Here is a 23013-nt window from a genome sequence, read left to right on the forward strand (position 1 = left end):
CACGTGGCCGATCGTGCCAACGTTGACGTGCGGCTTGGTCCGCTCAAATTTCTCTTTTGCCATTTTTTCGACTCCGGAAAAAACAATAGCCAAACAACAGGATTACGACGCAGCCATCAAAAGACCGCACCACAAAGATTGGTGCCCATGGCGGGAATCGGACCCGCGACCTCTCCCTTACCAAGGGAGTGCTCTACCACTGAGCCACATGGGCAGCGCGAACAGCATTCGCACAAAAACAAACCGCAAGACTGGAGCGGGAGACGGGAATCGAACCCGCGTCATTAGCTTGGAAGGCTAGGGTTCTACCATTGAACTACTCCCGCAGCTCTCGCTTCTCGCCACAGAACGCCAGTCATCGCCGACGCTCTGCTTGCATTTGGTGGAGGAGGCTGGATTCGAACCAGCGTAGGCGTAAGCCAACAGATTTACAGTCTGCCCCCTTTAGCCACTCGGGCACCCCTCCGGAGAATCTCAAATTATAGCAGCAATTTTTCCGCAAATTCAAGAGATCGCATTCAATGCAACATCAATTCCTGTGGCGCGGCTGGCGGGGATCGAACCCACGACCCTTGGCTTCGGAGGCCAATACTCTATCCACTGAGCTACAGCCGCTGCGGCACGGATGGATGCGGTAGCATCTTTCGCGAGCCTGCGATTATCGCACGATTGATGTCTTGTCGGCCAACGCCGGCCAGGACAAGGCCTGACTTCCTTTTTATAATTTCCTGATTTGCATCAACACAACACCAGGAGCCAACCCATGCACGCCAATGACACCACTCACTCGGGAACTGGCCCTGTTAAATCGCCCAAGCAGCTGCTGTCAGCAAGTTTGCTCGGATTCATCGTTCCGATCGTGACCATCATCGGTCTGGCCAGCTACGTAGCATCCGGATACAAGACATCCCCAGGGTCCACAGACATGGAGCGGTCTGTGAACGCGCGCATCCAAAAGGTCGGTACGGTGGAGATCCGCGATGCGAATCGCCCCTTGAAAACTGGCGAGCAGGTTTATCAGGCTCAGTGCGGAGCCTGCCACACCTCCGGAGCCTTGGGCGCCCCCAAGCTGGGCGACAGCCAGGCCTGGGATCCACGCGTCAAACAAGGATATGACACCCTCTTGCAATCGGCACTCAAAGGGAAGAATGCGATGGCAGCACAGGGTGGAGGGGCCTTCAACGATCTGGAAATCGCTCGTGCCGTGGTGTTTCTGGCCAATAAGGCTGGTGCGGGGTTCAGCGAACCGAAGGCTCCTGAGGCGGCAAAATAGCCACTCCACCGTAGACGCTCGGACTTTTCACGTAGCCATATTTCCGTTCTAAGTCTTTGCTACTGGTTTCCTCGATGGAGAGGAGCCGGTCGTCTATTTGCTCCGCAAGCAATGCGACCTCATGCGAGTGAAGCAACCCTAGGCCAATTGGGGTTTTCGCATAGACGTAGCCGCACTCGTCTTGCAGGAAGCCCACAGACTCGGTGAGCACCCTCGTGTGGGAGATCAATTCTGTGACCGTCTTCCCGAACCGAAAGACCCAGGGAGTGACTTCCAGTTCGACGAAGACCCTCTGAGGGCCGTTCTGAAAGAACCAACAGCCGTTGGCATCGGCGGCATAGTTCCGGCCCATGAACGCAATCCACTTGGAGTGCACGATTTTCTCCCCCTTGATCTGAGGGAATCTCCCCTGCGCCTGGACCGTAAGATCCCTGAGATACCAGTCACCACGCGCATCCAAGCCCAGCCAGCCGTAACACGCCGGTACATTGGGCCACTTGCCCATCGCTTTGATCACAATGTCGTCCACTTTGCAGTCCCGTTAATGCCCACATGGAATGTTGGATCGCACAGCGCCCATCACAGGCACCCATTACACAAAGAAAAAACCCCGCGATTCGCGGGGTTCTTGCGGATAGCAGGACGAAGCCTTCTCACTTCTTCTGGCGGAACTTGCGCAAAGCAGCAATCTGAGCAGCCATGACTGCCAATTCCGACTGGGCGCGGGCCAAGTCAATTTCGCTCTTCGCATTCTTGACAGCCTCTTCCGCTGCGAGACGGGCCTGGTTGGCCTTCTCATCATCAAGATCCTTGCCGCGAACAGCGGTGTCAGAAAGAACGGTCACTCGATCCGGCTGAACCTCAAGAATTCCGCCTGCAACGAAGACAAACTCTTCGCTGCCATCGGTCATCTCGATGCGCACCGAGCCAGGCTTGATGCGCGTGATCAACGGAGTATGGCGCGGATAGACACCCAGCTCACCAGCCTCGCCAGGCAGTGCGACAAAACGCGCCTCGCCGGAGAAGATGGATTCTTCGGCACTGACAACGTCTACATGAATGGTGTTGGCCATCTAAATTCCTTTGAAATCTTCGAAAGTGCTTGCGCTGGGTCAGGGTCGTCAACCGGTGGTCAGACGCCCCTTTCACCCCGGAACTTAAGCCACCTTCTTGGCTTTCTCAAAGGCTTCGTCGATGGTGCCGACCATGTAGAACGCCTGCTCTGGCAGATGGTCGCATTCGCCGTTCACGATCATCTTGAAGCCACGGATGGTTTCTGCCAGGGGCACGTACTTGCCCGGCGAACCCGTGAACACTTCGGCCACGTGGAACGGCTGGGACAGGAAACGCTGGATCTTACGAGCGCGGGCCACGGCCAGCTTGTCCTCGGGAGCCAGTTCGTCCATACCCAGAATGGCGATGATGTCGCGCAGTTCCTTGTAGCGCTGCAGCGTACCCTGCACAGCGCGTGCCGTGGTGTAGTGGTCTTCGCCCACGACGTTGGGGTCAAGCTGGCGGCTGGTGGAGTCCAGCGGGTCCACGGCGGGGTAGATACCCAGCGAGGCGATGTCACGGGACAGCACGACGGTGGAATCCAAGTGAGCGAAGGTCGTGGCAGGGGACGGGTCGGTCAAGTCGTCGGCAGGCACGTACACGGCTTGGATGGAAGTGATCGAACCGACCTTGGTGGAGGTGATACGCTCCTGCAGACGGCCCATTTCTTCGGCCAGGGTAGGCTGGTAGCCCACGGCGGAAGGCATACGGCCCAGCAGAGCGGACACTTCGGTACCGGCCAGCGTGTAGCGGTAGATGTTGTCAACAAAGAACAACACGTCACGGCCTTCGTCGCGGAACGACTCGGCGATGGTCAGACCGGTCAGTGCCACGCGCAGACGGTTGCCCGGGGGCTCGTTCATCTGGCCGTACACCATGGCCACCTTGGACTCACCCAAGTTCTCCAGGTTCACCACGCCGGAATCGGCCATTTCGTGATAGAAGTCGTTGCCCTCGCGGGTACGCTCGCCCACACCAGCGAACACCGACAGACCCGAGTGGGCCTTGGCGATGTTGTTGATGAGCTCCATCATGTTCACGGTCTTGCCCACACCGGCACCACCGAACAGGCCCACCTTACCGCCCTTGGCGAACGGACACACCAGGTCGATCACCTTGATGCCAGTTTCCAGCAGCTCTTGCGACGGCGACAGCTCGTCGTACGCAGGGGCCTTGCGGTGGATGGACGCCGTCAGGGTCTGATCCACGGGACCGCGCTCGTCGATAGGCGTGCCCAGCACGTCCATGATGCGGCCCAGAGTGGCCTTGCCCACGGGCACGGTAATGGGGTGGTCGGTGTTGGTTACGACCAGGCCGCGACGCAGGCCGTCGGACGAGCCGAGGGCGATGGTGCGCACCACGCCGTCGCCAAGCTGCTGCTGCACTTCCAGCGTCAAGGCAGAGCCTTCGAGCTTCAGGGCGTCATACACCTTGGGCATCTGGTCGCGCGGGAACTCCACGTCCACCACGGCGCCGATACATTGAACAATTTTTCCTTGAGCTTGAGCCATTTGTTGCTCCAATTGGTTGATTCTTGCGGTGGTGGCGGGCAGCGATCAGCCGCTGATGGCCGCAGCCCCGGACACGATCTCCGACAGTTCCTTGGTGATGGCGGCCTGGCGGGTCTTGTTGTAGACCAGCTTCAACTCACCAATCACGCTGCCTGCGTTGTCGGTGGCAGCCTTCATGGCCACCATGCGCGCCGATTGTTCGGATGCCATGTTTTCAGCAACCGCCTGGTAGATCAGGGACTCGACATAGCGAACCAGCAGATCGTCGATCACGCTTTGCGCATCGGGCTCATAGATGTAATCCCACCCATGCTCCGTCTTCTCGGCCTGCATCTGCGCGGAAGACAGGGGGAGCAACTGCTCCACCACCGACTCCTGCCTCATGGTGTTGATGAACTTGGTATAGCTCAGATACACCGCATTGATCTTGCCTTCAGCATACGCATCGAGCAGCACCTTGACGGGGCCGATCAGCTTGTCCAGGTGAGGGGTATCCCCCAGACCCGTGACATGCGAAACCACCTTGGCACCCACACGGTTCAGGAAGCCCAGACCCTTGTTGCCGATGGCAACGGCCTCGGTGGATACCCCTGCGGCCTGCAACTCGCGCAGCTTGCCGGTCACCGCACGCAACACGTTGGTGTTCATGCCGCCGCAAAGGCCCTTGTCCGTGGTCACCACAATGAGGCCCGCCGCCTTCGACTCATTCACCTTCATGAACGGGTGAACGTACTCGGGATTGGCGAGACCCAGATTGGCTGCAATGTTGCGGATCTTTTCGCTGTAGGGGCGGGCGGCACGCATCCGGTCCTGCGCCTTGCGCATTTTGGATGCGGCCACCATTTCCATGGCTTTGGTGATCTTCTTGGTGTTTTCCACCGATTTGATCTTGCCGCGTATTTCCTTGCCTGCTGCCATGATGGCTCCTCGTCCGGTTTAAGCGAACGACTTCTTGAACGCTGCGATCGCGGCGGTCAATTCGGCTTCAGCGTCCTTGTCCATGGCCTTGGCCTGTTCCAGCTTGGCCAGCAGCGCGGCATGGCTGGTCTTCAGGAACTGGTGCAGACCGTGTTCGAAGTCCAGAACCTTCTTGACGTCGATGTCGTCCATGAAGCCCTTGTTCACCGCAAACAGCGAGGCGCCCATCAGCGAGATGGACAGCGGGCTGTACTGTGCCTGTTTGAGCAGCTCGGTCACGCGGGCACCGCGGTCGAGCTGCTTGCGGGTGGCTTCATCCAGGTCGGAAGCGAACTGCGCGAACGCGGCCAGCTCACGGTACTGGGCCAAGTCGGTACGGATACCGCCGGACAGGTTCTTCACCAGCTTGGTCTGTGCAGCACCACCGACGCGCGACACCGAGATACCGGCGTTGATGGCGGGGCGGATACCGGCGTTGAACAGGTTGGTTTCCAGGAAGATCTGGCCGTCGGTGATCGAGATCACGTTGGTCGGCACGAAGGCGGAAACGTCGCCGGCCTGCGTTTCGATGATCGGCAGGGCCGTCAGCGAACCGGTCTTGCCCTTGACCTCACCCTTGGTGAAGGCTTCGACATAGTCAGCGTTCACGCGGGCTGCGCGCTCGAGCAGACGGCTGTGGAGATAGAACACGTCGCCGGGGTAGGCTTCACGGCCTGGAGGACGGCGCAGCAACAGCGAAACCTGACGGTAGGCCACGGCCTGCTTGGACAGATCGTCATAGACAATCAGCGCGTCCTGACCACGGTCACGGAAGTATTCACCCATCGTGCAGCCGGAGTAGGCCGACACGTACTGCATGGCGGCAGATTCGGAAGCCGAGGCAGCCACGACAATGGTGTATTCCATCGCGCCGGCTTGCTCCAGTGCGCGCACCACGTTCTTGATCGACGAGGCTTTCTGGCCGATGGCAACGTAGATACACGTCACGCCCTGGCCCTTCTGGGCGATGATGGCGTCGATGGCCACAGCGGTCTTGCCGGTCTGGCGGTCACCAATGATCAGCTCACGCTGGCCACGGCCCACGGGCACCATGGAGTCGATACACTTCAGGCCCGACTGCAGCGGCTGGTCCACCGATTGGCGTGCGATCACGCCAGGCGCGACCTTTTCGATCACATCGGTCAGCTTGGCGTTGATGGGACCCTTGCCGTCAATTGGCTGGCCCAGGGCATTGACCACACGACCGATGAGTTCGGGACCGACAGGCACTTCCAGAATGCGGCCCGTGCACTTGACGGTGTCGCCTTCGGAAATGTGCTCGTACTCACCCAGAATCACGGCGCCGACGGAATCGCGCTCGAGGTTCAGCGCCAAGCCGTAGGAGGGCGTGCCATCCGCCGTGGCCGGGAATTCGAGCATTTCGCCCTGCATCACGTCCGACAGGCCGTGGATGCGCACGATACCGTCGGACACGGAAACCACCGTGCCCTGGTTACGGATATCGCTGCTGGCTGCCAGGCCCTCGATGCGGCTCTTGATCAGTTCAGAAATTTCTGCTGGATTGAGTTGCATGACTCTTTCCTTCTTTCTTTGTTTAGCCGAAACCCCAAGCGTTCTCACGCAATGAGGGCCGCTTTCATTTGTTCCAGACGGGCCTTGACGGAGGTGTCGAGCACCTCATCGCCCACCACTACACGGACGCCCCCGATCAACGACGGATCCAGCTGCACGGACAGGTTGAGCTTGCGGCCAAAACGCTTTTCCAGCGCGGCAGAAAGCTCCGTCAGGGCTGACGGCTCCATGGGAAACGCGCTGTGAACGATGGCGTCCGAGGAGCCATTGCGGCTGTTGACCAAGACCCTGAACTGCGCAGCCACTTCCGACAATGCAGCGATGCGGCCGTTGTCGATCACGGTGCGCAGGAAGTTGCGCGCCATGTCGGGCAGCGCCGAGCGCGCCACGCCAACAAACAGGTCGAAAACCTGGTCTGCGGTGACTTTGGGGTTATCGGCCAGTTGGCGCACCTGGGAGTTGTCGGCAATCAATGCCAACTCATTGAGCCAGGACGCAGTAGCGGCCAGATCAGCGCCGGACGAAGCCGCACAGGCCTTGAACAGCGCCTCAGCGTAGGGACGTGCAATGGTGGCGAGTTCTGCCATGTCCGTCCCCTTACAGTTCCGTCTTCAGGCGGTTGAGCAGGTCGGCATGGACACCGGCATTGACTTCCTTGCGGAGAATCTGCTCGGCACCTTTGACGGCCAGCGCGGCCACCTGCTCGCGCAGGGCTTCACGTGCCTGGATGGACTGCTGCTCGGCTTCGGCACGGGCTGCGGCAACAATCTTGTTGCCTTCCTCCGTCGCACGGGCCTTGGCCTCCTCGACGATGGCCTGTGCACGACGCTCGGCATCGGCCAAGCGGCTGGCCGTTTCGTTGCGCGCTTGCGACAATTCCTTCTCGACACGCTGGTTGGCAGCAGTCAGCTCGGACTTGGCGCGATCGGCGGCAGCGAGGCCATCGGCGATTTTCTGGGCTCGCTCATCCAGCGCCTTTGCGATCGGGGGCCACACGAACTTCATCGTGAACCACACCAGGATCAGAAAGACGATGGCCTGAACGAACAGGGTCGCGTTGATACTCACGGCAACACCTTTCTATGGGTTGGTGGGCGAGCGGGATTTACTTCAGGGCGAAGGGGTTGGCAAATGCGAACAGCAGGGCGATGGCCACGCCGATCAGGAAGGCCGCGTCGATCAGACCGGCCAAAATGAACATCTTGGTCTGGAGTTCGTTGATCAGCTCAGGCTGACGGGCAGACGCTTCGAGGAACTTGCCACCCATCAGAGCAATACCGATCGAAGCGCCAATAGCGCCAAGACCCACGATCAGACCACAAGCCAGAGCGACGAGACCGAGAATGTTTTCCATGATGACTCCTGAGTTAAGAAAGAAAGGTTGAGGGAAAAACGAAAGGGAATGGTTTAGTGCGCGTTGTGCGCCTGACCGAGGTAGATCAACGCAAGCATCATGAAAATGAACGCCTGCAACGTGATCACCAGAATGTGGAACAGCGTCCAGATGGTGCCAGCAATGATGTGGCCCACAGGCAGCAGTACCCCAGACAACGACAGCGCAGCAGCCCCGCCCATCAATGCGATCAGCATGAAGACCAGCTCGCCAGCGTACATGTTGCCAAACAACCGCATGCCATGGGACACGGTGTTGGCGACATATTCAATGATTTGCATCAGCACGTTCACTACGCCCAGAATCAGGGCGAAGATCGGGTTCTTGCTGGTGCCGAAGGGTGCAGACACCAATTCGTGCGCCCAACCACCAGCACCTTTGATCTTGACGCTGTACCAGAAGCGCAGCAGCAGCACGGCAAACGCCAAACCCAGCGTGGTGGAAAGATCTGCCGTGGGCACCACACGCAGGTAGGCGTGGTGGGGGTCATGTCCCGCCGCTTCGTAAACCTTGGACCAGATCGTGGGCAACAAGTCCACGGGCAGCATGTCCATGAAGTTCATGAAAAAGATCCAGACAAACACCGTCAGACCCAGGGGCGCAATGAACTTGCGGCTCTCGGCGTTGTGAATGTTGGCCTTGGCCTGGTTGTCCACCATTTCGACAAGGATTTCGACCGCCGCCTGGAAACGCCCCGGCACCCCGGAAGTGGCTTTGCGCGCAGCCAACCACAACACATACACCGCCAGCAGACCAAGCAGGCCCGCCACCACGATGGAGTCATAGTTGATGACCGAAAAATCAACGATCTTGGTCTGCTTGACGTTCTGGAGATGCTGCAAGTGGTGAACGATGTATTCACTTGCTGTGGGAGCGTGCGCTTCTGCGGCCATCGGACTACTCTTCTCTCAATCCATCGGTTTTTCGGACACCAGGGCGCACCAGCAGTGCGACCCAGTACGTTTTCATCGTTACCAACATGCCCACCACCAGGGCCAGCCAACTCAGTTGCGATACCCACAAGGGCGCAGCAGCCAGCATGGCGATGGTCAGCACGATCTTGACCAATTCCCAACCCATGAACCCAACCATGGCAGCACCAGCAACACGCCGCTGACGCGCCATGCCCCGGGCAAAAACCGCTGCGGGCAAGACCACCGCCAGAGCACCGTAACCCGCAGACCAGGCCACATGCCGCTCGCCAGACACCCCCCAGGCCACCAGCGCAACAACCACCCCCATAAGGGCCTGCGCCGCCACCAGGCGCCACACCGACGGTGCCGGGTGTCGCCTGCGCCATTCCTGAGCCTCTTGGGCCGTCAGGGGCTTGAAGTCGGATTCTTCAGCCTCAGCTTCCGTCTCGGGGGCGATATTTTTCATCGTTCTTGCCCCGCGTTACAGGCTGAAACTTTCACAAAGCCCTTGATTATAAGTAAAAACCCGAGAGCTTCGGCAATGTTTTGTACCGCCATGGTGCATTGCAATATGCCTTCCTGGGTTGTTTGTGGTGCAGCACCAACGTTGGGCATGCCTGAAACGGCCATTCGCCGCCCTGTCACAATCACGTTTCACGGCGCTGCCTGTCGCCCTCCAGTCAACGCTGCGGCCCTCTGCAGGGCGCTCCAAGCCATCACCTCAAGAGTCATCCATGGCAACCTCCGATCTGCCTTCGTTACCCCGCCCCCCGCAAGAAAGCCTCATCGAATACCCATGCCTGTTCCCCATCAAGGTGATGGGCGCCCGCGTGGAGGGCTTCACCGCTGCGCTGGTGTCCGTGGCGCGCGACTTCGATCCAGACTTTGACGAGGCACGCCTGGAATTGCGCGAGAGCCGGGGCGGCAACTACCTCAGCGTCACTCTGACGGTGACGGCCACCAGCCGCGAACAACTGGACAACCTGTACCGCGCACTCACCGGCCACCCTCTGGTCAAAGTCGTGCTCTGACCCTGCCTGCGCCATGCTGATCCGCACCCTGGGCACCGTGCCCTACCTGCCGACCTACGCTGACATGCAGGACTTCACCGCCCAGCGCTCCGAGGACACGCCCGACGAGTTGTGGCTGTGCGAACACCCCCCCATCTTCACGCTCGGCATGGCCGGCGCACAGCACCATGTAGTGGCCGCAGGCAACATCCCTGTGGTCGCCACCAACCGGGGCGGGCAGGTCACTTACCACGGTCCGGGGCAGGTCGTCGCCTACCCGCTCATCGATCTGCAGCGCGCGCGCTACTACGTCAAGGAATACGTGTACCGCCTGGAAGAGGCCGTGATTCGCACGCTGGCGCACTTTGGCGTGACCGGACACCGGGTGGCCTCGGCCCCCGGCATCTATGTGCGGCTGGACGACCCACAGAGCCATGCCCAACTGCCTCAGCGCCCGCAAAAGCGCGTGGGCGGCGCCCGACAGGCACCCGATTTCACCGGCCTGGGAAAAATCGCCGCGCTGGGCATCAAGGTGAGTCGCCACCGCACCTACCACGGCGTGGCGCTCAATGTCGCCATGGACCTGGAACCCTACCAGCGCATCAACCCTTGTGGTTACGCAGGCTTGCAAAGCATCGATCTTTCTACAATCGGGGTTCAAACCACTTGGGAAGAGGTGGCTGGCGTCCTGGGCAAACAGCTCACGGTGCGGCTGGCCCCCTGAACACAGCCATGAGCACCTCCGATGTCGTGCGCGAAGCGCAATCCACCGCCGAATACAACCCGCTGGCCAAGCAAAAGGCTGCCGCCAAGCTCTCGCGCATTCCGATCAAGGTCGAGCATGGCGAGGTGCTGAAAAAGCCCGAGTGGATCCGCGTGAAGGCGGGCTCGCCCAACACGCGCTACTACGAGATCAAGCAGATCCTGCGCGAGAGCAATCTCAACACCGTGTGCGAGGAAGCCTCGTGCCCCAACATCGGTGAGTGCTTTGGCCATGGCACGGCCACGTTCATGATCATGGGCGACAAGTGCACGCGCCGCTGCCCCTTTTGCGATGTGGGCCATGGCCGCCCCGACGCGCTGGACCAGGATGAACCGCTGAAGCTGGCCCAAACCATCGCCAAGATGCGCCTCAAATACGCCGTCATCACCAGCGTGGACCGCGATGACCTGCGCGACGGCGGTGCAGGCCATTTTGTCGAATGCATCCGGCAGATCCGCGCGCTCTCGCCGCAGACACAGATCGAAATCCTCACACCCGACTTCCGTGGCCGCGACGAGCGTGCGCTGGACATCCTGCAAGCCGCCCCGCCCGATGTGATGAACCACAACCTGGAAACCGCACCACGCCTGTACAAGGAAGCGCGCCCTGGGTCGGACTACCAGTTCTCCCTCAACCTGCTCAAGAAGTTCAAGACGCGCCACCCCCATGTGCCCACCAAGAGCGGCATCATGGTGGGCCTGGGCGAAACCGACGAAGAAGTGCTGCAGGTGCTGCGCGACATGCGCGCGCACGACATCAACATGCTCACCATCGGCCAGTACCTGGCGCCCAGCACCAGCCACCTGCCGGTACGCCGCTACGTGCACCCCGACACCTTCAAGATGTACGAACAGGCAGCCTACGACATGGGCTTCACCCACGCCGCCGTGGGCGCGCTCGTGCGCTCGAGCTACCACGCCGACGTTCAGGCCAAGTCGGCCGGCGTCTGACCTCAGCCCCAGGCCCGCCGCGCCATGCAAGCGCCCGTGCTCTCGCTGCGGCACTACGGCGCATCGCCGGGCAGCCACAGCCATGGGCATTTCCAGGTGCTGCTGGGCCTGTCGGGCACGCTCGAGCTGGAGATCGATGGCCGGGGCCAGCGCGTGGTCAGCGGCGGGGGCTGTGTGATCGAACCCGGTGCACGCCACGACTTCGCTTCCCCCCAGGGCAGCCAGTGCCTGGTGCTGGACAGCGCCGACCCCGGCTGGGCCCGCTGCATTGCCCTCGCACCATGGACCAGCCACACCCTGCCCTTGGCACGCTACCTTGCCACGGCCCTGCAGCAAGGCAGCGGCCTGGCACGTGAGCATGGTCCGGCACTGCTGCTGGAGGCATGGCTGGCGGGCACCACTGCGCCCCGCCCATCGCCTGAGCGCGGCAGACCCATCGACTGGAACGCCCTGCGCACCTGGGCGGCTGCGCACTGGCACCGCCCGCTGGAAGTGGCCGATCTGGCGGCGCAGGCGCATTTGAGCCCCGCGCAGTTTGCCGACCGCTGCCGCGCCGAGCAAGGGCGCCCGCCCATGGTCTGGCTGCGCACCCTGCGCCTGGAACAGGCCCGGTGGATGCGCAGCCAGGGCATGCCTGTGACCGAGGTGGCCCAACGCACCGGCTACCGCTCCCCTTCGGCGCTTACCGCAGCGCTGCGCCGCTCCAAACCCGCATTGCGCGACGATGGCGCCGCACCCCGCGATGGCGTGGGCCATTAAGCTGCGCGCATGCAAGCCAATCTGTACGCCCTGGGCGCCATCGCGCTGTGGGCCTCGCTCGCCTCGCTGGGTGTGTCACTCACCCATGTGCCGCCCTTTCTGCTCACCGGCATTGCGCTGCTGATCGGCAGTGTGCCTGCCTGGCCACTGGTGCTGCGCGATCCGAGCCAATGGCGCATTCCACTGCGCACACTGGCGCTGGGGGTGTATGGGTTGTTTGCCTACCACTTCCTGCTGTTCATCGCCCTGCGCCATGCGCCTCCGGTGGAGGCCAACCTGGTCAACTACCTGTGGCCGTTGTTCATCGTGGTGCTGGCTCCCGTGCTGCTGCCGGGCGTGGCGCTGCGCTGGCCGCATGTGCTGGCGGCTGTGCTGGGATTTGGCGGCGCAGCGATTGCCATCACGGGGGGGCGCTCGCTCAGCGGTGCGCTGGCCTGGGGCTACCTGCCTGCGCTGGCGGCGGCGTTCATCTGGGCCAGCTATTCGCTGCTGACCCGGCGCGTGCCGGCCTTCCCCACCACGGCCATCGGGCTGTTCGGTCTGGTGTCGGGCCTGCTGTCCTTGCTGTGCCATGTGCTGCTGGAGCCTGCGGTCACGCTGCAGGCGCGCGATGCCGTGCTGCTGACCGTGCTGGGCCTGGGCCCGCTGGGGGGCGCCTTCTACCTGTGGGACAAGGCCCTCAAGCTAGGCGATGCACGGCACATTGGCATTCTCAGCTACGCCACGCCGCTGGCCTCCACAGCGCTGTTGGTGCTGGTGAGCGGGCAGCGCTTTCACGCCAGCCTGGCGTTGTCCACGGCCATGATCCTGAGCGCTGCCGTGCTGGGGATGCGGGCGAAATAGTGAGTCATTTAGCCACCAGCGCCTGTCAATAAAGCGCCAGTAGCTATTATTTTTATAGCTACCGGGGTGCAGACTGCGCCGATGCTGCCAGTCCGTCTGCCTCGATCAGATCCCGCGCCCACCCGGCCAGCTTGCGCGTGTCGGCACGCAGCACCTCTTGTTTGACCGGCAGGATCTGCGAGGGGTACATCGAAAAGCTGCGCAGGCCCAGACCGAGCAGCAGGCGCGTCATGGTCACATCGCCTGCGGTCTCCCCGCAGACCGACACGCTCTTGCCTTGCTCCCGGCCCGCAGCAATGACGTCGGCCACCAAACGCAGCACCGCGGGGTGCATGGGGTCGTACAGATGGGCCACTGCTTCATCGGTACGGTCGATGGCCAGGGTGTACTGAATCAGGTCGTTGGTGCCGATGGAGAGAAAGTCGAAGTGCCGCAGGAAGTAGCGCACCATGAGCGCCGCAGCAGGCACTTCGATCATCGCGCCCAGACGCACCGGTGCGTGTACCGCGCCGCGTGCGTCCAACTCGGCCTGCGCCAGGCGCACCTGGGCCAGGGTCTGCTCCACCTCGACGGGATGGGCAAGCATGGGAAACAGAATATTGACCTTGCCATGCGCTGCGGCACGCAGCAGCGCCCGCAACTGGGTGCGGAACATGCCTGGATCGGCCAGACTCCAGCGAATGGCGCGCAGGCCCAGCGCTGGGTTGGTCGAGGTGTCCTTGTGTCCCTTGTCCAGGGGCTTGTCTGCGCCAATATCGATGGTGCGGATGGTGATGGGCAGGCCCTGCATGCCTTCGACCGCCTCGCGGTAGGACCGGTACTGCTCTTCCTCGTCCGGCAGATTGCCCACACGGCCCATGAACAAAAATTCGGTGCGGAACAGCCCCACGCCGAGGGCGCCTGCGGCCACGGCGGCAGCGGCGTCCTGCGGCATCTCGATGTTGGCCAGCAGTTCGACGCGCTCGCCATCGATCGTGACCGAAGGCGTATGGCGCAGGCGCGTCAGGCGCTCGCGCTCCACCTCGATCTGGCGCTGACGAAAGCCGTACTCGGCCAGAAGGATGGGCGACGGATCGACGATGACCACCCCGGCGTCGCCATCGATGATGACCCAGTCATCCTGACGCACCAACTGGCTGCCGGTGCGCGCACCCACCACGGCGGGGATGTCCATGCTGCGCGCAACGATGGCGGTGTGCGAGGTCTTGCCACCCACGTCGGTGACGAAACCGGCAAACACGCTTTTCTTGAACTGCAGCAGGTCGGCTGGGGACAGGTCGTGCGCCACCAGCACCAGGGGCACGTCGATGGTGTCGTCCAGCATCAAGTCCTGCTGGGTCTTGCGGCGCGGACTTTGCGGAACCACTGGATGGGCCACGCCCTTCATGTGGCGCAGGATGCGTTCGACCACCTGCTCCAGGTCGGCCTTGCGCTCACGCAGGTACTCGTCCTCCATCTCGTCGAACTGGCGTCCGATGACCTCCAGCTGGGTGGTCAGCGCCCATTCGGCGTTGTACAGACGATCGGTGATCCAGTGCTTGACGCCGCTGGTGAGCATTTCATCCTGCAGCAGCATCAGGTGCACATCCAGCAGCGCGGTCAGCTCCTGGGGGGCATCGGCGGGAATGTCTTCCTGCAAACGCTGAATTTCCTCGACCACCGCATTGCGGCCACAGCGCACGCGGTCGATCTCGCTCTCGATCTGCCCCGGCTCGATGAAATAATGCGCCACCTCCACGCGGCTGGCGCCCACAAGCACCGCGCGGCCAATCGAGATGCCACGCGCCACCGCCAACCCAGCAATCGAGAAGGTCATGCTCCGTCTCCTGGTGTGGTGGTGACTGCGGCCATGCTCATTCGCCCTCGCCGAACTTGTCGTTGATCAGGGCGAGCAGCGCGTCCATGGCCTGCTGCTCCTGGGGGCCGTCGGTTTCGATCTCCACCGTGGTGCCCATGCCCGCGGCCAGCATCATGACGCCCATGATGCTTTTGGCGTTGATGCGGCGCTCGCCCCGGCTCATGAAGACTTCGCAGTCGAAACTGCCGGCCAGCTTGGTCAGTTTGGCCGATGCGCGGGCGTGCAGGCCCAGTTTATTGCTGATGGTCGTGCTGGTCTTGATCATTCGTTCTGCGGTTCTGGTTCTGTGGCGCGGTGACGGCCACCTGCATCACCCCTTGCGTGCCGCCCACCACGGCCCGCTGCACCAGTGCATCGAGCGCCTCGCCGCGATAGCACACGCAGCGCAGCAGCATGGGCAGGTTGACGCCGGTGACCAGGCGCGCCTGGCGCCCTTCGACCAGGCGCTGCGCGATGTTGCTGGGGGTGGCGCCAAACACGTCGGTGAGCACAAGGAGCGCTCCCTGCTCCTGTCCGCCGAGCAACTGGCGCGCCTGGTCCAAGGAGTCTTCAGGGGTCGCATCGGGCTGCACGTCCAACACCAGCACATGCTGCGCGCAATCTGGGAAGACATGCATTGCACAGTCCCGGAGGGCACTTGCCAGGGGCGTGTGGGCAATGAGAAAAATGCGTGTGCTCATGGTCGGTACTGCAGCAGACATTATGGCTGCTCCGGACCTGGCTGTCGGATCCGGTGCCGTCACGGACGAGGCACGTCCTTGCAGTGCTTGAACTTCCGCTGCTGATGCAGCTCGAAACGCGAAGCTGTCGCACAATCGCGGCGCGGGGCGCAAACCACTGTATGCCCCTTGCTGACACCGGAGCCGTCCCCATGCAGAGCCTTTTCTTTTCTGATCTGTCCTACCGCACGCTCGCTGCACACCGGCGTGGCGCATCCGAAGGTCTGCGCAGATTGGCCCTGGGGCTGGTCTGTGCGGCCGGGCTGGTGTTGGCGGGTTGCAGCCAATCGGCCGCGCCTGCATCCACCTTTGTGCTGCTCGACGGCACGCAACAAACGACGCAGGATTTGCGCGGAAAGGTGGTATTGGTCAACTTCTGGGCTACCAGTTGCGTGACCTGTGTGGCTGAGATGCCGGAGTTGGTCTCAACCTACGAAAAATACCGCAGCCGTGGCTACGAGACGCTGGCGGTGGCCATGAGTTACGACCCGCCCAGTTACGTGGTCAATTTTGCCGAGACCCGCAAGCTCCCCTTCAAGGTGGCCATCGACAACACCGGTGCGGTGGCCAAGGCCTGGGGCGATGTGCGCATCACCCCCACCACCTACTTGGTGAACAAGCGCGGCGAGATCGTGCGGACCTATGTGGGCGCACCCGATTTTGCGCAGTTGCACCAGCTGATCGAGCAGCTCCTGGCCGAGTCCTGAACGGATGGGGGTACACTGCGGCCGTCTTTTTGATCATTGCCTGAAGTGGATACCCCCGACATCCAGCTCCTGACCCCGCAGAACGCCGCGCAGTGGAACGAAGTGCGCGACCTGTTCACCGAGTACGCCGAGGGCTTGGGCATCAGCCTGTGTTTCCAGAACTTCGACGAGGAGCTCACCCAACTGCCCGGCGACTACGCCCCGCCGCGCGGCAGCTTGCTGGTGGCCCTGGTGGAAGGTGCCTACGCTGGTTGCTGTGCCATGCGCCCGCTGGACAACAGCGACTACCCCAACGCCTGCGAAATGAAGCGCCTGTATGTGCGCAAGGCCTTCCGTGGCTTCGGCCTGGGCCGACAACTGGCCGAGGCGATCATGGACTGCGCCCGTGTGGCGGGGTATGACTGCATCCTGCTGGACACCCTGGACGACATGGAGTCCGCCCGCGCCCTGTACGCCGAACTGGGATTCGAAGAGATTCCGCCGTACTACCACAACCCCATCGCAGGCGCGCATTACCTCAAGGCCATGCTGTGAGCATGGCCTTGAAATTTCTCAGCTCATTTTAAGCTCCAGCGCACAGCAACATTGCGCTGGCAGCTATGATTTTAATAGCGTCAGTTCGCTTTCAACTGGCGCAGCAGGGTGTCGGCATCGCTCACCTCGAACTTGCCTGGCGCTTCAACATTGAGTTGCTCCACCTTACCGTTGCGCACCAACATGGAATAGCGGTTGCTGCGCAGGCCCAGGCCCTTGCCGTTCAGATCCAGCGTCAGACCCGTGGCCTTGGCAAAGGCGGCATCGCCATCCCCCAGCATGCGGACCACGCCTTCCGTGGCCTGCTCGCGGGCCCAGGCACCCATCACAAAGGCATCGTTCACCGACACACACCAGATTTCATCCACCCCTGCGGCCTTGAGCTGAGTTGCATTGCGCACATAGCCTGGAACATGCTGTGCTGAGCAGGTGGGCGTGAAGGCACCAGGCACCGCGAACAGTGCAATGGTCTTTCCGGCGCAGGCCTGCGCCACCTGGACCGGGCGCGGGCCAATGCTGCAGCCTTCGCCTTCGGTCTGCACATATTCCATGAGGGTGGTATCGGGCAAGCTGTCGCCAATCTGGATCATGCGGGTCTCCTGGAGGGGGTTGGTCGAAGAGGCCTGCTGCATTGCGAAGCCCCAAATAGAAAACGACCCACATTGTGGGTCGTTTCCGTTTTCCTTGCAGCGCGGTGGCTGCAGAGGCTTAGACCAGCGAGGCCTTTTCGACCAGACGGGTCGCAACCCAGTTCTTGGTCTTGGACAGAGGACGGCTTTCGGCGATTTCGATCACGTCACCGAGCTTGTACTCGTTGTTTTCGTCGTGCGCGTGGTACTTGCTCGACTTGACCACGATCTTGCCGTACAGCGCGTGCTTCACACGGCGCTCCACGAGCACGGTCACGGTCTTTGCACGCTTGTCGCTGACGACCTTGCCGACCAGGGTGCGCTTGAGGGATGTTTTGGCTTCCGTCATCTCGGCTCCTTAGTTGGCGGCTTGCTTTTGGGCAAGAATGGTCTTGGCACGGGCGATGGCACGGCGCGTGGCGCGCAACTGGCTGGTGTTACCCAGCTGTTGCGTAGCCTTTTGCATGCGCAGGCCGAAGTGAGCCTTTTGCAGTGCCTTGATTTCTTCCTGGATGCCAGCGGCGTCTTTTTGGCGCAGTTCAGCAGCTTTCATTTCTGTTTCTCCTGAATCACTGGCCTACCAGGCGTGCGACAAACGTCGTGCGCAGCGGAAGCTTGGCAGCCGCGAGGCGGAAAGCCTCACGGGCGAGTTCCTCGGGCACGCCCAGGATCTCGAAGACCACCTTGCCAGGCTGGATTTCAGCGACGTAGTACTCGGGGTTGCCCTTACCGTTACCCATACGCACTTCTGCGGGCTTCTTGGAAATAGGCTTGTCCGGGAACACACGGATCCAGATGCGGCCACCACGCTTGACGTGGCGGGAAATCGCACGGCGTGCGGCTTCGATCTGGCGGGCCGTCAGGCGGCCGCGGTCGGTGCACTTGAGACCGAAATCACCGAAGGCTACCGTGTTGCCACGGGTAGCGATGCCGGTGTTGCGGCCCTTTTGCTCCTTGCGGTATTTGCGGCGAGCAGGTTGCAGCATGTTTATTCTCCTTTACCGTCCGCTGCTGAAGCGGGCGCGTCTTTGCGTACGCGCTTAACGGCGGTTGCATCGGCGCCACCGGCGCCCTGGGGCTTGTCGCTGCCATCGGCAGGGGCGGCATTGCCACCCGTGGGACGGCGGCCACCACGGCCTGCACCAGCGCGGTCGCCACCAGGGCGGCCATCGCGGCGCGGACCACGGGGACGGCGCTCTTCTTCAGGGCGCGGCGTCTCGGCAGCGGGTTGCTCGTTGCGGCCCAGCGTGTCGCCCTTGTAGACCCACACCTTCACGCCGATCACACCGTAGGTGGTCTTGGCTTCGGAGGTGCCGTAGTCGATGTCGGCGCGCAGGGTGTGCAGGGGCACACGGCCTTCACGGTACCACTCGGTACGAGCGATTTCGATGCCGTTCAGACGACCCGAGGACATGATCTTGATGCCCTGGGCGCCCAGACGCATGGCGTTCTGCATGGCGCGCTTCATGGCGCGGCGGAACATGATGCGCTTTTCCAGCTGCTGGGTGATGCTGTCGGCGATCAGCTTGGCATCGATTTCGGGCTTGCGCACTTCTTCGATGTTGACAGCCACAGGCACGCCCAGACGGGTCGCCAGTTCTTTCTTGAGCGTCTCGATGTCCTCGCCCTTCTTGCCGATCACCACGCCCGGACGTGCCGAGTAAATGGTGATGCGGGCGTTCTTGGCGGGGCGCTCGATCAGCACGCGCGAAACGGCAGCGTTCTTCAGCTTGGCCTTGAGGTAGTCACGCACCTTGATGTCTTCGGCCAGCATGCCGGCGAAGTCACGGTTGCTTGCGTACCAACGGCTGGCCCAGTTGCGGCTGACGGCCAGACGGAAGCCGGTTGGATGGATTTTTTGTCCCATAGTCTTCCTCGGCCTTTAGTTGCCCACCGTCACGTACACATGGCACGTGGGCTTGCTGATGCGGTTGCCGCGGCCTTTGGCGCGCGCGGTGAAACGCTTGAGCGTGGCACCTTGCTCAACGTAGATGGTCTTGACCTTCAGTTCGTCGATGTCGGCACCATCGTTGTGTTCTGCGTTGGCGATGGCCGACTCCAGAACCTTCTTGATGATTCCTGCTGCCTTCTTTTGCGTGAAGGTCAGGATGTTCAGCGCCTGGTCCACTTTCTTGCCGCGGATCAGGTCTGCAACCAGACGGCCCTTGTCAACCGACAGACGGACGCCCCGGAGGACTGCACGTGTTTCAGACATGGTCGTTCCTTACTTCTTCGCTTTTTTGTCAGCGGGGTGACCCTTGAAGGTGCGCGTCAGGGCGAATTCGCCCAGCTTGTGGCCCACCATCTGGTCGGTAACGTAGACCGGCACGTGCTGCTTGCCGTTGTGCACGGCAATGGTCAGACCGATGAAATCGGGCAGAACCATGGAGCGACGCGACCAGGTCTTGATCGGCTTCTTGTCCTTGGTGGCAACGGCCTTCTCGACCTTGGCTACCAGGTGATGGTCAACAAACGGACCCTTTTTGAGAGAGCGAGTCATTTGTTACCCCTTACTTCTTGCGGCGCGACACGATCATGGTCTGTGTGCGCTTGTTGTTGCGGGTGCGATAACCCTTGGTCAGATTGCCCCAAGGATCGACAGCATGACGGCCTTCGCCAGTGCGGCCTTCGCCACCACCGTGCGGGTGATCGACCGGGTTCATGGCGACGCCACGCACCGTCGGGCGGATACCCATCCAGCGCTTGACACCGGCCTTGCCGAGCTGGCGCAGGCTGTGCTCTTCGTTGGCCACTTCGCCAATCGTTGCACGGCATTCGATATGGATCTTGCGCACTTCACCCGAGCGCATGCGCACCTGGGCGTACATGCTTTCGCGGGCCAGCAGCGTCGCCGAAGCACCTGCCGAGCGAGCGATCTGCGCACCTGCACCGGGCTTGAGCTCGATGCAGTGGATGGTCGAGCCCACGGGGATGTTGCGGATCGGCAGCGTGTTGCCCACGCGGATCGGGGCTTCGGAACCGCTCACAATGGTGGCGCCCACTTCGAGGTTGCGCGGAGCAATCACGTAGCGACGCTCACCGTCGGCGTAGCACACCAGAGCGATGTGGGCCGTGCGGTTGGGGTCGTACTCGATGCGCTCAACCTTGGCGGGAATACCGTCCTTGTTGCGCTTGAAGTCCACCACGCGGTAGTGGTGCTTGTGACCACCGCCCTTGTGACGGGTGGTGATGTGACCGTTGTTGTTGCGGCCAGCCTTCTGGTGCTGGGGCTCCAACAGCGGGGCGTGACCAGAACCCTTGTACAGGTGATCGCGCGTGACCTTCACCACGGCACGTTGGCCGGGCGAGGTGGGTTTCATTTTGATGACAGCCATGATTACGCAGCCTCCCCGCTCAGGTTCAGCTCTTGACCAGGCTTGAGCATCACGTAGGCCTTGCGCACGTTGTCGCGGCGGCCCATTGTCTTGCCAAAGCGCTTGGTCTTGCCCTTGGTGTTCACCACAGACACGCCTTGCACCTCGACCTTGAACATCAATTCCACAGCGGCCTTGATTTCGGGCTTGGTAGCGTTCTGCAGCACTTTGAACGTCACGGCGTTGGACTTTTCAGCAACCATGGTGGCCTTTTCGGACACGATGGGAGCAACCAGCACCTGCATCAGACGACCTTCGTCAAACTTGAGCGTGCTCATGCGAACATCTCCTTGAGTTGGTCGAGAGCGCCCTTGGTGACGAGCACCTTCTTGAAGTGCACCAGCGACACGGGGTCGGCATAGCGCGGCTCGACGATGAACACGTCCTTGAGGTTGCGCGAAGCCAGGTACAGGTTCTCGTCCACCTGGTCGGCGATCACGAGCACCGACTGCAGGTTCATGGCCTTGAACTTGTCGGCCAGCTGCTTGGTCTTGGGCGAGTCCACAGCGATGGAATCGACCACGGCCAGACGGCCTTCACGCACCAGTTGCGACAGGATGGAAGCCATACCGGCGCGGTACATCTTCTTGTTGATCTTCTGCGTGAAGTTTTCATCGGGCATGTTCGGGAAAATCCGACCACCCCCGCGCCACAGCGGAGAAGACGTCATACCAGCACGCGCGCGGCCGGTACCCTTTTGCTTGAAAGGCTTCTTGGTGGAGTGGCGAACCTGCTCGCGGTCCTTCTGGGCACGGGTGCCCTGACGGCCGTTGGCACGGTAAGCGACCACGATCTGGTGCACCAGATCTTCGTTGTATTCACGACCAAACACGGTCTCGGGCGCATCGATCTTGGATGCGGCCTGGCCTTGGTCATTCAGGAGTTCGAGCTGCATTAGTTCGCTCCTTTGGCGGCTTTGGCCTTGATGGCGGGACGCACGGTCACGAAGCCACCCTTGGCTCCGGGAATAGCACCCTTGATCAAGAGCAGTTGACGGGCTTCGTCCACGCGGATGACGTCGAGGTTCTGGGTGGTGACGGTTTCGTCGCCCATGTGACCGGTCATGCGCTTGCCCGGGAACACGCGGCCCGGATCCTGCGCCATACCGATGGAACCCGGCACGTTGTGCGAACGGCTGTTACCGTGCGATGCACGCTGGGAGGCCATGTTGTGGCGCTTGATGGTACCGGCGTAGCCTTTACCAATGCTCGTGCCCTGCACATCCACCTTCTGGCCCACAGCAAACAGCGAAGCCACGGGCACATTGGCACCAGGCTGGTACTGCGCTGCGGCTTCTGCCGTCACGCGGAATTCACGGATGATTTCACCGGCTTGCACGCCGGCCTTGGCCAGGTGGCCAGCTTGAGGCTTGGTCACGCGAGATGCCTTGCGCGAACCATAGGTGACCTGCAAGGCCACGTAGCCATCGTTCTCTTGGGTTTTCACCTGGGTCACGCGGTTGTCGGACACATCGACCACCGTGACAGGCACTGCGTCCCCGTCATCGGTGAACAGACGCATCATGCCCACCTTGCGGCCCAGCAACCCCAGGGAGGTGCTCAGACTCATTGGTTTTCTCCAAAACTTTCACCGCCGCGACTTCAATTGGCCCCGGCGTTGCGCCTTCTCAAGCGCATGAAAGAAGGTTGATAAAACTCCGCCCCGTTGCGCTGCAACGCAAACGCAAAATAGGCGAAGCGGCAAAGTATAACGCGAACTGCTTTTGCAAGCAAGTTCGCGTTCTTTGCGGAGCGCTCCACGGGCCTTGCGGCCCATGGGTTCAAGGCATTACTGCAGCTTGATTTCGACGTCCACACCTGCGGGCAGGTCGAGTTTCATCAGGGCATCCACGGTCTTGTCGGTGGGGTCCACGATGTCCATCAGACGCTGGTGCGTGCGGATTTCGAGCTGGTCACGGCTGGTCTTGTTGACGTGCGGCGAGCGCAGGATGTCGAAACGCTTCATGCGCGTAGGCAGGGGCACCGGGCCCTTGACGATGGCGCCGGTGCGCTTGGCGGTGTCAACGATCTCGGCAGCGGACTGGTCGATCAGTTTGTAATCAAACGCCTTGAGGCGGATGCGGATCTTTTGCTTGGACATGCTGTGTTCCTTGTATCGCGAGGATCCGGATTACTCGATGATCTTGGCCACGACGCCGGCGCCGACGGTACGACCGCCTTCACGGATGGCGAAGCGCAGACCTTCTTCCATGGCGATGGGGTTGATCAGCTTG

Annotated in this window: 34 protein-coding genes, 4 tRNA genes and 1 pseudogene; 8 read left to right on the forward strand and 31 right to left on the reverse strand. The window is 61.6% G+C overall.

The genetic code is table 11. From position 1 onward, the window contains the following. From MJ602_RS16875 to MJ602_RS16315, 5 genes and pseudogenes are all read right to left on the reverse strand, one after another. Positions 1-63, reverse strand: a pseudogene (locus MJ602_RS16875) (GTP-binding protein); the annotation flags it as partial. Positions 64-139: 76 nt separating this feature from the next. Further along, positions 140-214: transfer RNA gene (locus MJ602_RS16300), tRNA-Thr, on the reverse strand. A 38-nt stretch (positions 215-252) separates the two neighbouring features. Next, positions 253-326: transfer RNA gene (locus MJ602_RS16305), tRNA-Gly, on the reverse strand. A 54-nt stretch (positions 327-380) separates the two neighbouring features. After that, positions 381-466 (reverse strand) — tRNA-Tyr (locus MJ602_RS16310). A 73-nt stretch (positions 467-539) separates the two neighbouring features. After that, a tRNA-Arg gene (locus MJ602_RS16315) sits at positions 540-615 on the reverse strand. A gap of 148 nt (positions 616-763) precedes the next feature. Between MJ602_RS16315 and MJ602_RS16320 the strand changes: the two genes are divergently transcribed. Then, on the forward strand, positions 764-1273 hold the full coding sequence (locus MJ602_RS16320) for a c-type cytochrome (RefSeq protein ID WP_243021817.1): 510 nt from the start codon (positions 764-766) through the stop codon (positions 1271-1273). On the opposite strand, the gene MJ602_RS16325 is transcribed toward MJ602_RS16320, so the two are convergent. The 10 genes from MJ602_RS16325 to MJ602_RS16370 form a co-directional block, all read right to left on the reverse strand. Next, positions 1239-1802 carry a DUF2946 family protein gene (locus MJ602_RS16325; RefSeq protein WP_243021818.1) on the reverse strand — a complete coding sequence of 188 codons (564 nt, stop codon included), beginning with the start codon at positions 1800-1802 and terminating at the stop codon, positions 1239-1241. The genes MJ602_RS16320 and MJ602_RS16325 overlap by 35 nt on opposite strands. A gap of 124 nt (positions 1803-1926) precedes the next feature. After that, on the reverse strand, positions 1927-2346 hold the full coding sequence (locus MJ602_RS16330; RefSeq protein WP_162017637.1) for a F0F1 ATP synthase subunit epsilon: 420 nt from the start codon (positions 2344-2346) through the stop codon (positions 1927-1929). Positions 2347-2430: 84 nt separating this feature from the next. Continuing rightward, positions 2431-3837, reverse strand: a complete 1407-nt coding sequence (gene atpD / locus MJ602_RS16335) for a F0F1 ATP synthase subunit beta (protein WP_243021819.1) — start codon at positions 3835-3837, stop codon at positions 2431-2433. A gap of 45 nt (positions 3838-3882) precedes the next feature. Beyond that, positions 3883-4755, reverse strand: coding sequence for a F0F1 ATP synthase subunit gamma (gene atpG / locus MJ602_RS16340; RefSeq protein ID WP_243021820.1), 873 nt, complete (start codon positions 4753-4755; stop codon positions 3883-3885). An 18-nt stretch (positions 4756-4773) separates the two neighbouring features. Beyond that, positions 4774-6327 (reverse strand): F0F1 ATP synthase subunit alpha, encoded by a 1554-nt coding sequence (atpA, locus tag MJ602_RS16345; protein WP_243021821.1) that lies wholly within the window; start codon positions 6325-6327, stop codon positions 4774-4776. A 44-nt stretch (positions 6328-6371) separates the two neighbouring features. Next, positions 6372-6914, reverse strand: a complete 543-nt coding sequence (locus MJ602_RS16350) for a F0F1 ATP synthase subunit delta (protein ID WP_243021822.1) — start codon at positions 6912-6914, stop codon at positions 6372-6374. A 10-nt stretch (positions 6915-6924) separates the two neighbouring features. Beyond that, on the reverse strand, positions 6925-7395 hold the full coding sequence (locus tag MJ602_RS16355; RefSeq protein WP_162017642.1) for a F0F1 ATP synthase subunit B: 471 nt from the start codon (positions 7393-7395) through the stop codon (positions 6925-6927). A 37-nt stretch (positions 7396-7432) separates the two neighbouring features. After that, the gene (gene atpE / locus MJ602_RS16360; RefSeq protein WP_162017643.1) at positions 7433-7681 is read right to left on the reverse strand and encodes a F0F1 ATP synthase subunit C; all 249 of its coding nucleotides are present in this window, start codon (positions 7679-7681) and stop codon (positions 7433-7435) included. Between the two features lie 53 nt (positions 7682-7734). Further along, positions 7735-8613: a F0F1 ATP synthase subunit A gene (gene atpB, locus MJ602_RS16365; RefSeq protein WP_162017644.1), complete on the reverse strand. Its 879-nt coding sequence runs from the start codon at positions 8611-8613 to the stop codon at positions 7735-7737. A 4-nt stretch (positions 8614-8617) separates the two neighbouring features. Then, on the reverse strand, positions 8618-9100 hold the full coding sequence (locus MJ602_RS16370) for an ATP synthase subunit I (RefSeq protein ID WP_243021823.1): 483 nt from the start codon (positions 9098-9100) through the stop codon (positions 8618-8620). Positions 9101-9368: 268 nt separating this feature from the next. Between MJ602_RS16370 and MJ602_RS16375 the strand changes: the two genes are divergently transcribed. From MJ602_RS16375 to MJ602_RS16395, 5 genes are read left to right on the forward strand one after another with little or no spacing between them, the layout of a single operon-like run. Then, positions 9369-9665, forward strand: coding sequence for a YbeD family protein (locus tag MJ602_RS16375; protein ID WP_243021824.1), 297 nt, complete (start codon positions 9369-9371; stop codon positions 9663-9665). A 13-nt stretch (positions 9666-9678) separates the two neighbouring features. Further along, on the forward strand, positions 9679-10368 hold the full coding sequence (lipB, locus tag MJ602_RS16380; protein WP_243021825.1) for a lipoyl(octanoyl) transferase LipB: 690 nt from the start codon (positions 9679-9681) through the stop codon (positions 10366-10368). An 8-nt stretch (positions 10369-10376) separates the two neighbouring features. Then, positions 10377-11357: a lipoyl synthase gene (gene lipA / locus MJ602_RS16385; protein ID WP_243021826.1), complete on the forward strand. Its 981-nt coding sequence runs from the start codon at positions 10377-10379 to the stop codon at positions 11355-11357. Positions 11358-11381: 24 nt separating this feature from the next. Continuing rightward, a complete protein-coding gene (locus MJ602_RS16390) occupies positions 11382-12116 on the forward strand; it encodes a helix-turn-helix domain-containing protein (RefSeq protein ID WP_243021827.1) in 735 nt (244 codons plus the stop codon). Between the two features lie 9 nt (positions 12117-12125). Beyond that, positions 12126-12959 carry a DMT family transporter gene (locus MJ602_RS16395; RefSeq protein ID WP_243021828.1) on the forward strand — a complete coding sequence of 278 codons (834 nt, stop codon included), beginning with the start codon at positions 12126-12128 and terminating at the stop codon, positions 12957-12959. 58 nt (positions 12960-13017) lie between these two features. Here MJ602_RS16395 and ptsP read toward each other — a convergent pair whose 3' ends face one another. Genes ptsP through MJ602_RS16410 form a run of 3 tightly spaced genes read right to left on the reverse strand, consistent with a single transcriptional unit; the run spans position 13018 to position 15497 of the window. Next, on the reverse strand, positions 13018-14775 hold the full coding sequence (gene ptsP, locus MJ602_RS16400; RefSeq protein WP_243021829.1) for a phosphoenolpyruvate--protein phosphotransferase: 1758 nt from the start codon (positions 14773-14775) through the stop codon (positions 13018-13020). A 37-nt stretch (positions 14776-14812) separates the two neighbouring features. Further along, complete coding sequence (locus MJ602_RS16405) at positions 14813-15082, reverse strand: HPr family phosphocarrier protein (RefSeq protein ID WP_162017652.1); 270 nt, start codon at positions 15080-15082, stop codon at positions 14813-14815. Next, positions 15051-15497 (reverse strand): PTS sugar transporter subunit IIA, encoded by a 447-nt coding sequence (locus MJ602_RS16410; RefSeq protein WP_243021830.1) that lies wholly within the window; start codon positions 15495-15497, stop codon positions 15051-15053. Before MJ602_RS16410 ends, MJ602_RS16405 begins: the two co-directional genes overlap by 32 nt. A gap of 191 nt (positions 15498-15688) precedes the next feature. Here MJ602_RS16410 and MJ602_RS16415 point away from each other — a divergent pair, with 191 nt between their 5' ends. Both MJ602_RS16415 and MJ602_RS16420 read left to right on the forward strand, forming a co-directional pair. After that, positions 15689-16243 carry a TlpA disulfide reductase family protein gene (locus MJ602_RS16415; RefSeq protein ID WP_162017654.1) on the forward strand — a complete coding sequence of 185 codons (555 nt, stop codon included), beginning with the start codon at positions 15689-15691 and terminating at the stop codon, positions 16241-16243. Positions 16244-16288: 45 nt separating this feature from the next. Continuing rightward, positions 16289-16777, forward strand: coding sequence for a GNAT family N-acetyltransferase (locus MJ602_RS16420; RefSeq protein ID WP_243021831.1), 489 nt, complete (start codon positions 16289-16291; stop codon positions 16775-16777). Between the two features lie 80 nt (positions 16778-16857). On the opposite strand, the gene MJ602_RS16425 is transcribed toward MJ602_RS16420, so the two are convergent. From MJ602_RS16425 to MJ602_RS16485, 13 genes are all read right to left on the reverse strand, one after another. Continuing rightward, positions 16858-17367 (reverse strand): peroxiredoxin, encoded by a 510-nt coding sequence (locus tag MJ602_RS16425; RefSeq protein WP_243021832.1) that lies wholly within the window; start codon positions 17365-17367, stop codon positions 16858-16860. 118 nt (positions 17368-17485) lie between these two features. Next, the gene (gene rpsQ, locus MJ602_RS16430) at positions 17486-17755 is read right to left on the reverse strand and encodes a 30S ribosomal protein S17 (RefSeq protein WP_243021833.1); all 270 of its coding nucleotides are present in this window, start codon (positions 17753-17755) and stop codon (positions 17486-17488) included. A 9-nt stretch (positions 17756-17764) separates the two neighbouring features. Continuing rightward, complete coding sequence (rpmC, locus tag MJ602_RS16435; RefSeq protein WP_162017658.1) at positions 17765-17959, reverse strand: 50S ribosomal protein L29; 195 nt, start codon at positions 17957-17959, stop codon at positions 17765-17767. Positions 17960-17975: 16 nt separating this feature from the next. Beyond that, the gene (rplP, locus tag MJ602_RS16440) at positions 17976-18392 is read right to left on the reverse strand and encodes a 50S ribosomal protein L16 (RefSeq protein WP_162017659.1); all 417 of its coding nucleotides are present in this window, start codon (positions 18390-18392) and stop codon (positions 17976-17978) included. A 2-nt stretch (positions 18393-18394) separates the two neighbouring features. Continuing rightward, the gene (rpsC, locus tag MJ602_RS16445; protein WP_162017660.1) at positions 18395-19273 is read right to left on the reverse strand and encodes a 30S ribosomal protein S3; all 879 of its coding nucleotides are present in this window, start codon (positions 19271-19273) and stop codon (positions 18395-18397) included. Positions 19274-19288: 15 nt separating this feature from the next. Further along, a complete protein-coding gene (gene rplV / locus MJ602_RS16450) occupies positions 19289-19621 on the reverse strand; it encodes a 50S ribosomal protein L22 (RefSeq protein ID WP_162017661.1) in 333 nt (110 codons plus the stop codon). 9 nt (positions 19622-19630) lie between these two features. Beyond that, a complete protein-coding gene (gene rpsS / locus MJ602_RS16455) occupies positions 19631-19906 on the reverse strand; it encodes a 30S ribosomal protein S19 (RefSeq protein WP_162017662.1) in 276 nt (91 codons plus the stop codon). Positions 19907-19916: 10 nt separating this feature from the next. Beyond that, positions 19917-20741, reverse strand: a complete 825-nt coding sequence (gene rplB, locus MJ602_RS16460; RefSeq protein WP_243021834.1) for a 50S ribosomal protein L2 — start codon at positions 20739-20741, stop codon at positions 19917-19919. Positions 20742-20743: 2 nt separating this feature from the next. Further along, positions 20744-21058, reverse strand: a complete 315-nt coding sequence (gene rplW / locus MJ602_RS16465; RefSeq protein WP_243021835.1) for a 50S ribosomal protein L23 — start codon at positions 21056-21058, stop codon at positions 20744-20746. Further along, positions 21055-21675: a 50S ribosomal protein L4 gene (rplD, locus tag MJ602_RS16470; protein WP_162017665.1), complete on the reverse strand. Its 621-nt coding sequence runs from the start codon at positions 21673-21675 to the stop codon at positions 21055-21057. The genes rplW and rplD overlap by 4 nt, the downstream gene beginning before the upstream one ends. Continuing rightward, positions 21675-22349, reverse strand: coding sequence for a 50S ribosomal protein L3 (gene rplC, locus MJ602_RS16475; protein WP_243021836.1), 675 nt, complete (start codon positions 22347-22349; stop codon positions 21675-21677). The genes rplD and rplC overlap by 1 nt, the downstream gene beginning before the upstream one ends. 219 nt (positions 22350-22568) lie before the next feature. Continuing rightward, positions 22569-22880, reverse strand: a complete 312-nt coding sequence (gene rpsJ, locus MJ602_RS16480; protein WP_005796953.1) for a 30S ribosomal protein S10 — start codon at positions 22878-22880, stop codon at positions 22569-22571. 30 nt (positions 22881-22910) lie between these two features. Beyond that, positions 22911-23013 (reverse strand): EF-Tu C-terminal domain-related protein (locus MJ602_RS16485; RefSeq protein WP_479725626.1); only part of this gene is annotated, 103 nt, incomplete at its 5' end.

The sequence above is a fragment of the Simplicispira sedimenti genome, assembly GCF_022760965.1.
Lineage (GTDB): Bacteria > Pseudomonadota > Gammaproteobacteria > Burkholderiales > Burkholderiaceae_C > Simplicispira > Simplicispira sedimenti.

Bases quoted from the DNA above. Each gene is read 5' to 3' on its own strand.
- MJ602_RS16320 (WP_243021817.1), top strand. From the start codon at position 764: ATGCACGCCAATGACACCACTCACTCGGGAACTGGCCCTGTTAAATCG.
- MJ602_RS16330 (WP_162017637.1), bottom strand. From the start codon at position 2,346: ATGGCCAACACCATTCATGTAGACGTTGTCAGTGCCGAAGAATCCATC.
- atpD (WP_243021819.1), bottom strand. From the start codon at position 3,837: ATGGCTCAAGCTCAAGGAAAAATTGTTCAATGTATCGGCGCCGTGGTG.
- atpG (WP_243021820.1), bottom strand. From the start codon at position 4,755: ATGGCAGCAGGCAAGGAAATACGCGGCAAGATCAAATCGGTGGAAAAC.
- atpA (WP_243021821.1), bottom strand. From the start codon at position 6,327: ATGCAACTCAATCCAGCAGAAATTTCTGAACTGATCAAGAGCCGCATC.
- MJ602_RS16350 (WP_243021822.1), bottom strand. From the start codon at position 6,914: ATGGCAGAACTCGCCACCATTGCACGTCCCTACGCTGAGGCGCTGTTC.
- atpE (WP_162017643.1), bottom strand. From the start codon at position 7,681: ATGGAAAACATTCTCGGTCTCGTCGCTCTGGCTTGTGGTCTGATCGTG.
- atpB (WP_162017644.1), bottom strand. From the start codon at position 8,613: ATGGCCGCAGAAGCGCACGCTCCCACAGCAAGTGAATACATCGTTCAC.
- MJ602_RS16370 (WP_243021823.1), bottom strand. From the start codon at position 9,100: ATGAAAAATATCGCCCCCGAGACGGAAGCTGAGGCTGAAGAATCCGAC.
- MJ602_RS16375 (WP_243021824.1), top strand. From the start codon at position 9,369: ATGGCAACCTCCGATCTGCCTTCGTTACCCCGCCCCCCGCAAGAAAGC.
- lipB (WP_243021825.1), top strand. From the start codon at position 9,679: ATGCTGATCCGCACCCTGGGCACCGTGCCCTACCTGCCGACCTACGCT.
- lipA (WP_243021826.1), top strand. From the start codon at position 10,377: ATGAGCACCTCCGATGTCGTGCGCGAAGCGCAATCCACCGCCGAATAC.
- MJ602_RS16390 (WP_243021827.1), top strand. From the start codon at position 11,382: ATGCAAGCGCCCGTGCTCTCGCTGCGGCACTACGGCGCATCGCCGGGC.
- MJ602_RS16395 (WP_243021828.1), top strand. From the start codon at position 12,126: ATGCAAGCCAATCTGTACGCCCTGGGCGCCATCGCGCTGTGGGCCTCG.
- ptsP (WP_243021829.1), bottom strand. From the start codon at position 14,775: ATGACCTTCTCGATTGCTGGGTTGGCGGTGGCGCGTGGCATCTCGATT.
- MJ602_RS16405 (WP_162017652.1), bottom strand. From the start codon at position 15,082: ATGATCAAGACCAGCACGACCATCAGCAATAAACTGGGCCTGCACGCC.
- MJ602_RS16410 (WP_243021830.1), bottom strand. From the start codon at position 15,497: ATGAGCACACGCATTTTTCTCATTGCCCACACGCCCCTGGCAAGTGCC.
- MJ602_RS16415 (WP_162017654.1), top strand. From the start codon at position 15,689: ATGCAGAGCCTTTTCTTTTCTGATCTGTCCTACCGCACGCTCGCTGCA.
- MJ602_RS16425 (WP_243021832.1), bottom strand. From the start codon at position 17,367: ATGATCCAGATTGGCGACAGCTTGCCCGATACCACCCTCATGGAATAT.
- rpsQ (WP_243021833.1), bottom strand. From the start codon at position 17,755: ATGACGGAAGCCAAAACATCCCTCAAGCGCACCCTGGTCGGCAAGGTC.
- rpmC (WP_162017658.1), bottom strand. From the start codon at position 17,959: ATGAAAGCTGCTGAACTGCGCCAAAAAGACGCCGCTGGCATCCAGGAA.
- rplP (WP_162017659.1), bottom strand. From the start codon at position 18,392: ATGCTGCAACCTGCTCGCCGCAAATACCGCAAGGAGCAAAAGGGCCGC.
- rpsC (WP_162017660.1), bottom strand. From the start codon at position 19,273: ATGGGACAAAAAATCCATCCAACCGGCTTCCGTCTGGCCGTCAGCCGC.
- rplV (WP_162017661.1), bottom strand. From the start codon at position 19,621: ATGTCTGAAACACGTGCAGTCCTCCGGGGCGTCCGTCTGTCGGTTGAC.
- rpsS (WP_162017662.1), bottom strand. From the start codon at position 19,906: ATGACTCGCTCTCTCAAAAAGGGTCCGTTTGTTGACCATCACCTGGTA.
- rplB (WP_243021834.1), bottom strand. From the start codon at position 20,741: ATGGCTGTCATCAAAATGAAACCCACCTCGCCCGGCCAACGTGCCGTG.
- rplW (WP_243021835.1), bottom strand. From the start codon at position 21,058: ATGAGCACGCTCAAGTTTGACGAAGGTCGTCTGATGCAGGTGCTGGTT.
- rplD (WP_162017665.1), bottom strand. From the start codon at position 21,675: ATGCAGCTCGAACTCCTGAATGACCAAGGCCAGGCCGCATCCAAGATC.
- rplC (WP_243021836.1), bottom strand. From the start codon at position 22,349: ATGAGTCTGAGCACCTCCCTGGGGTTGCTGGGCCGCAAGGTGGGCATG.
- rpsJ (WP_005796953.1), bottom strand. From the start codon at position 22,880: ATGTCCAAGCAAAAGATCCGCATCCGCCTCAAGGCGTTTGATTACAAA.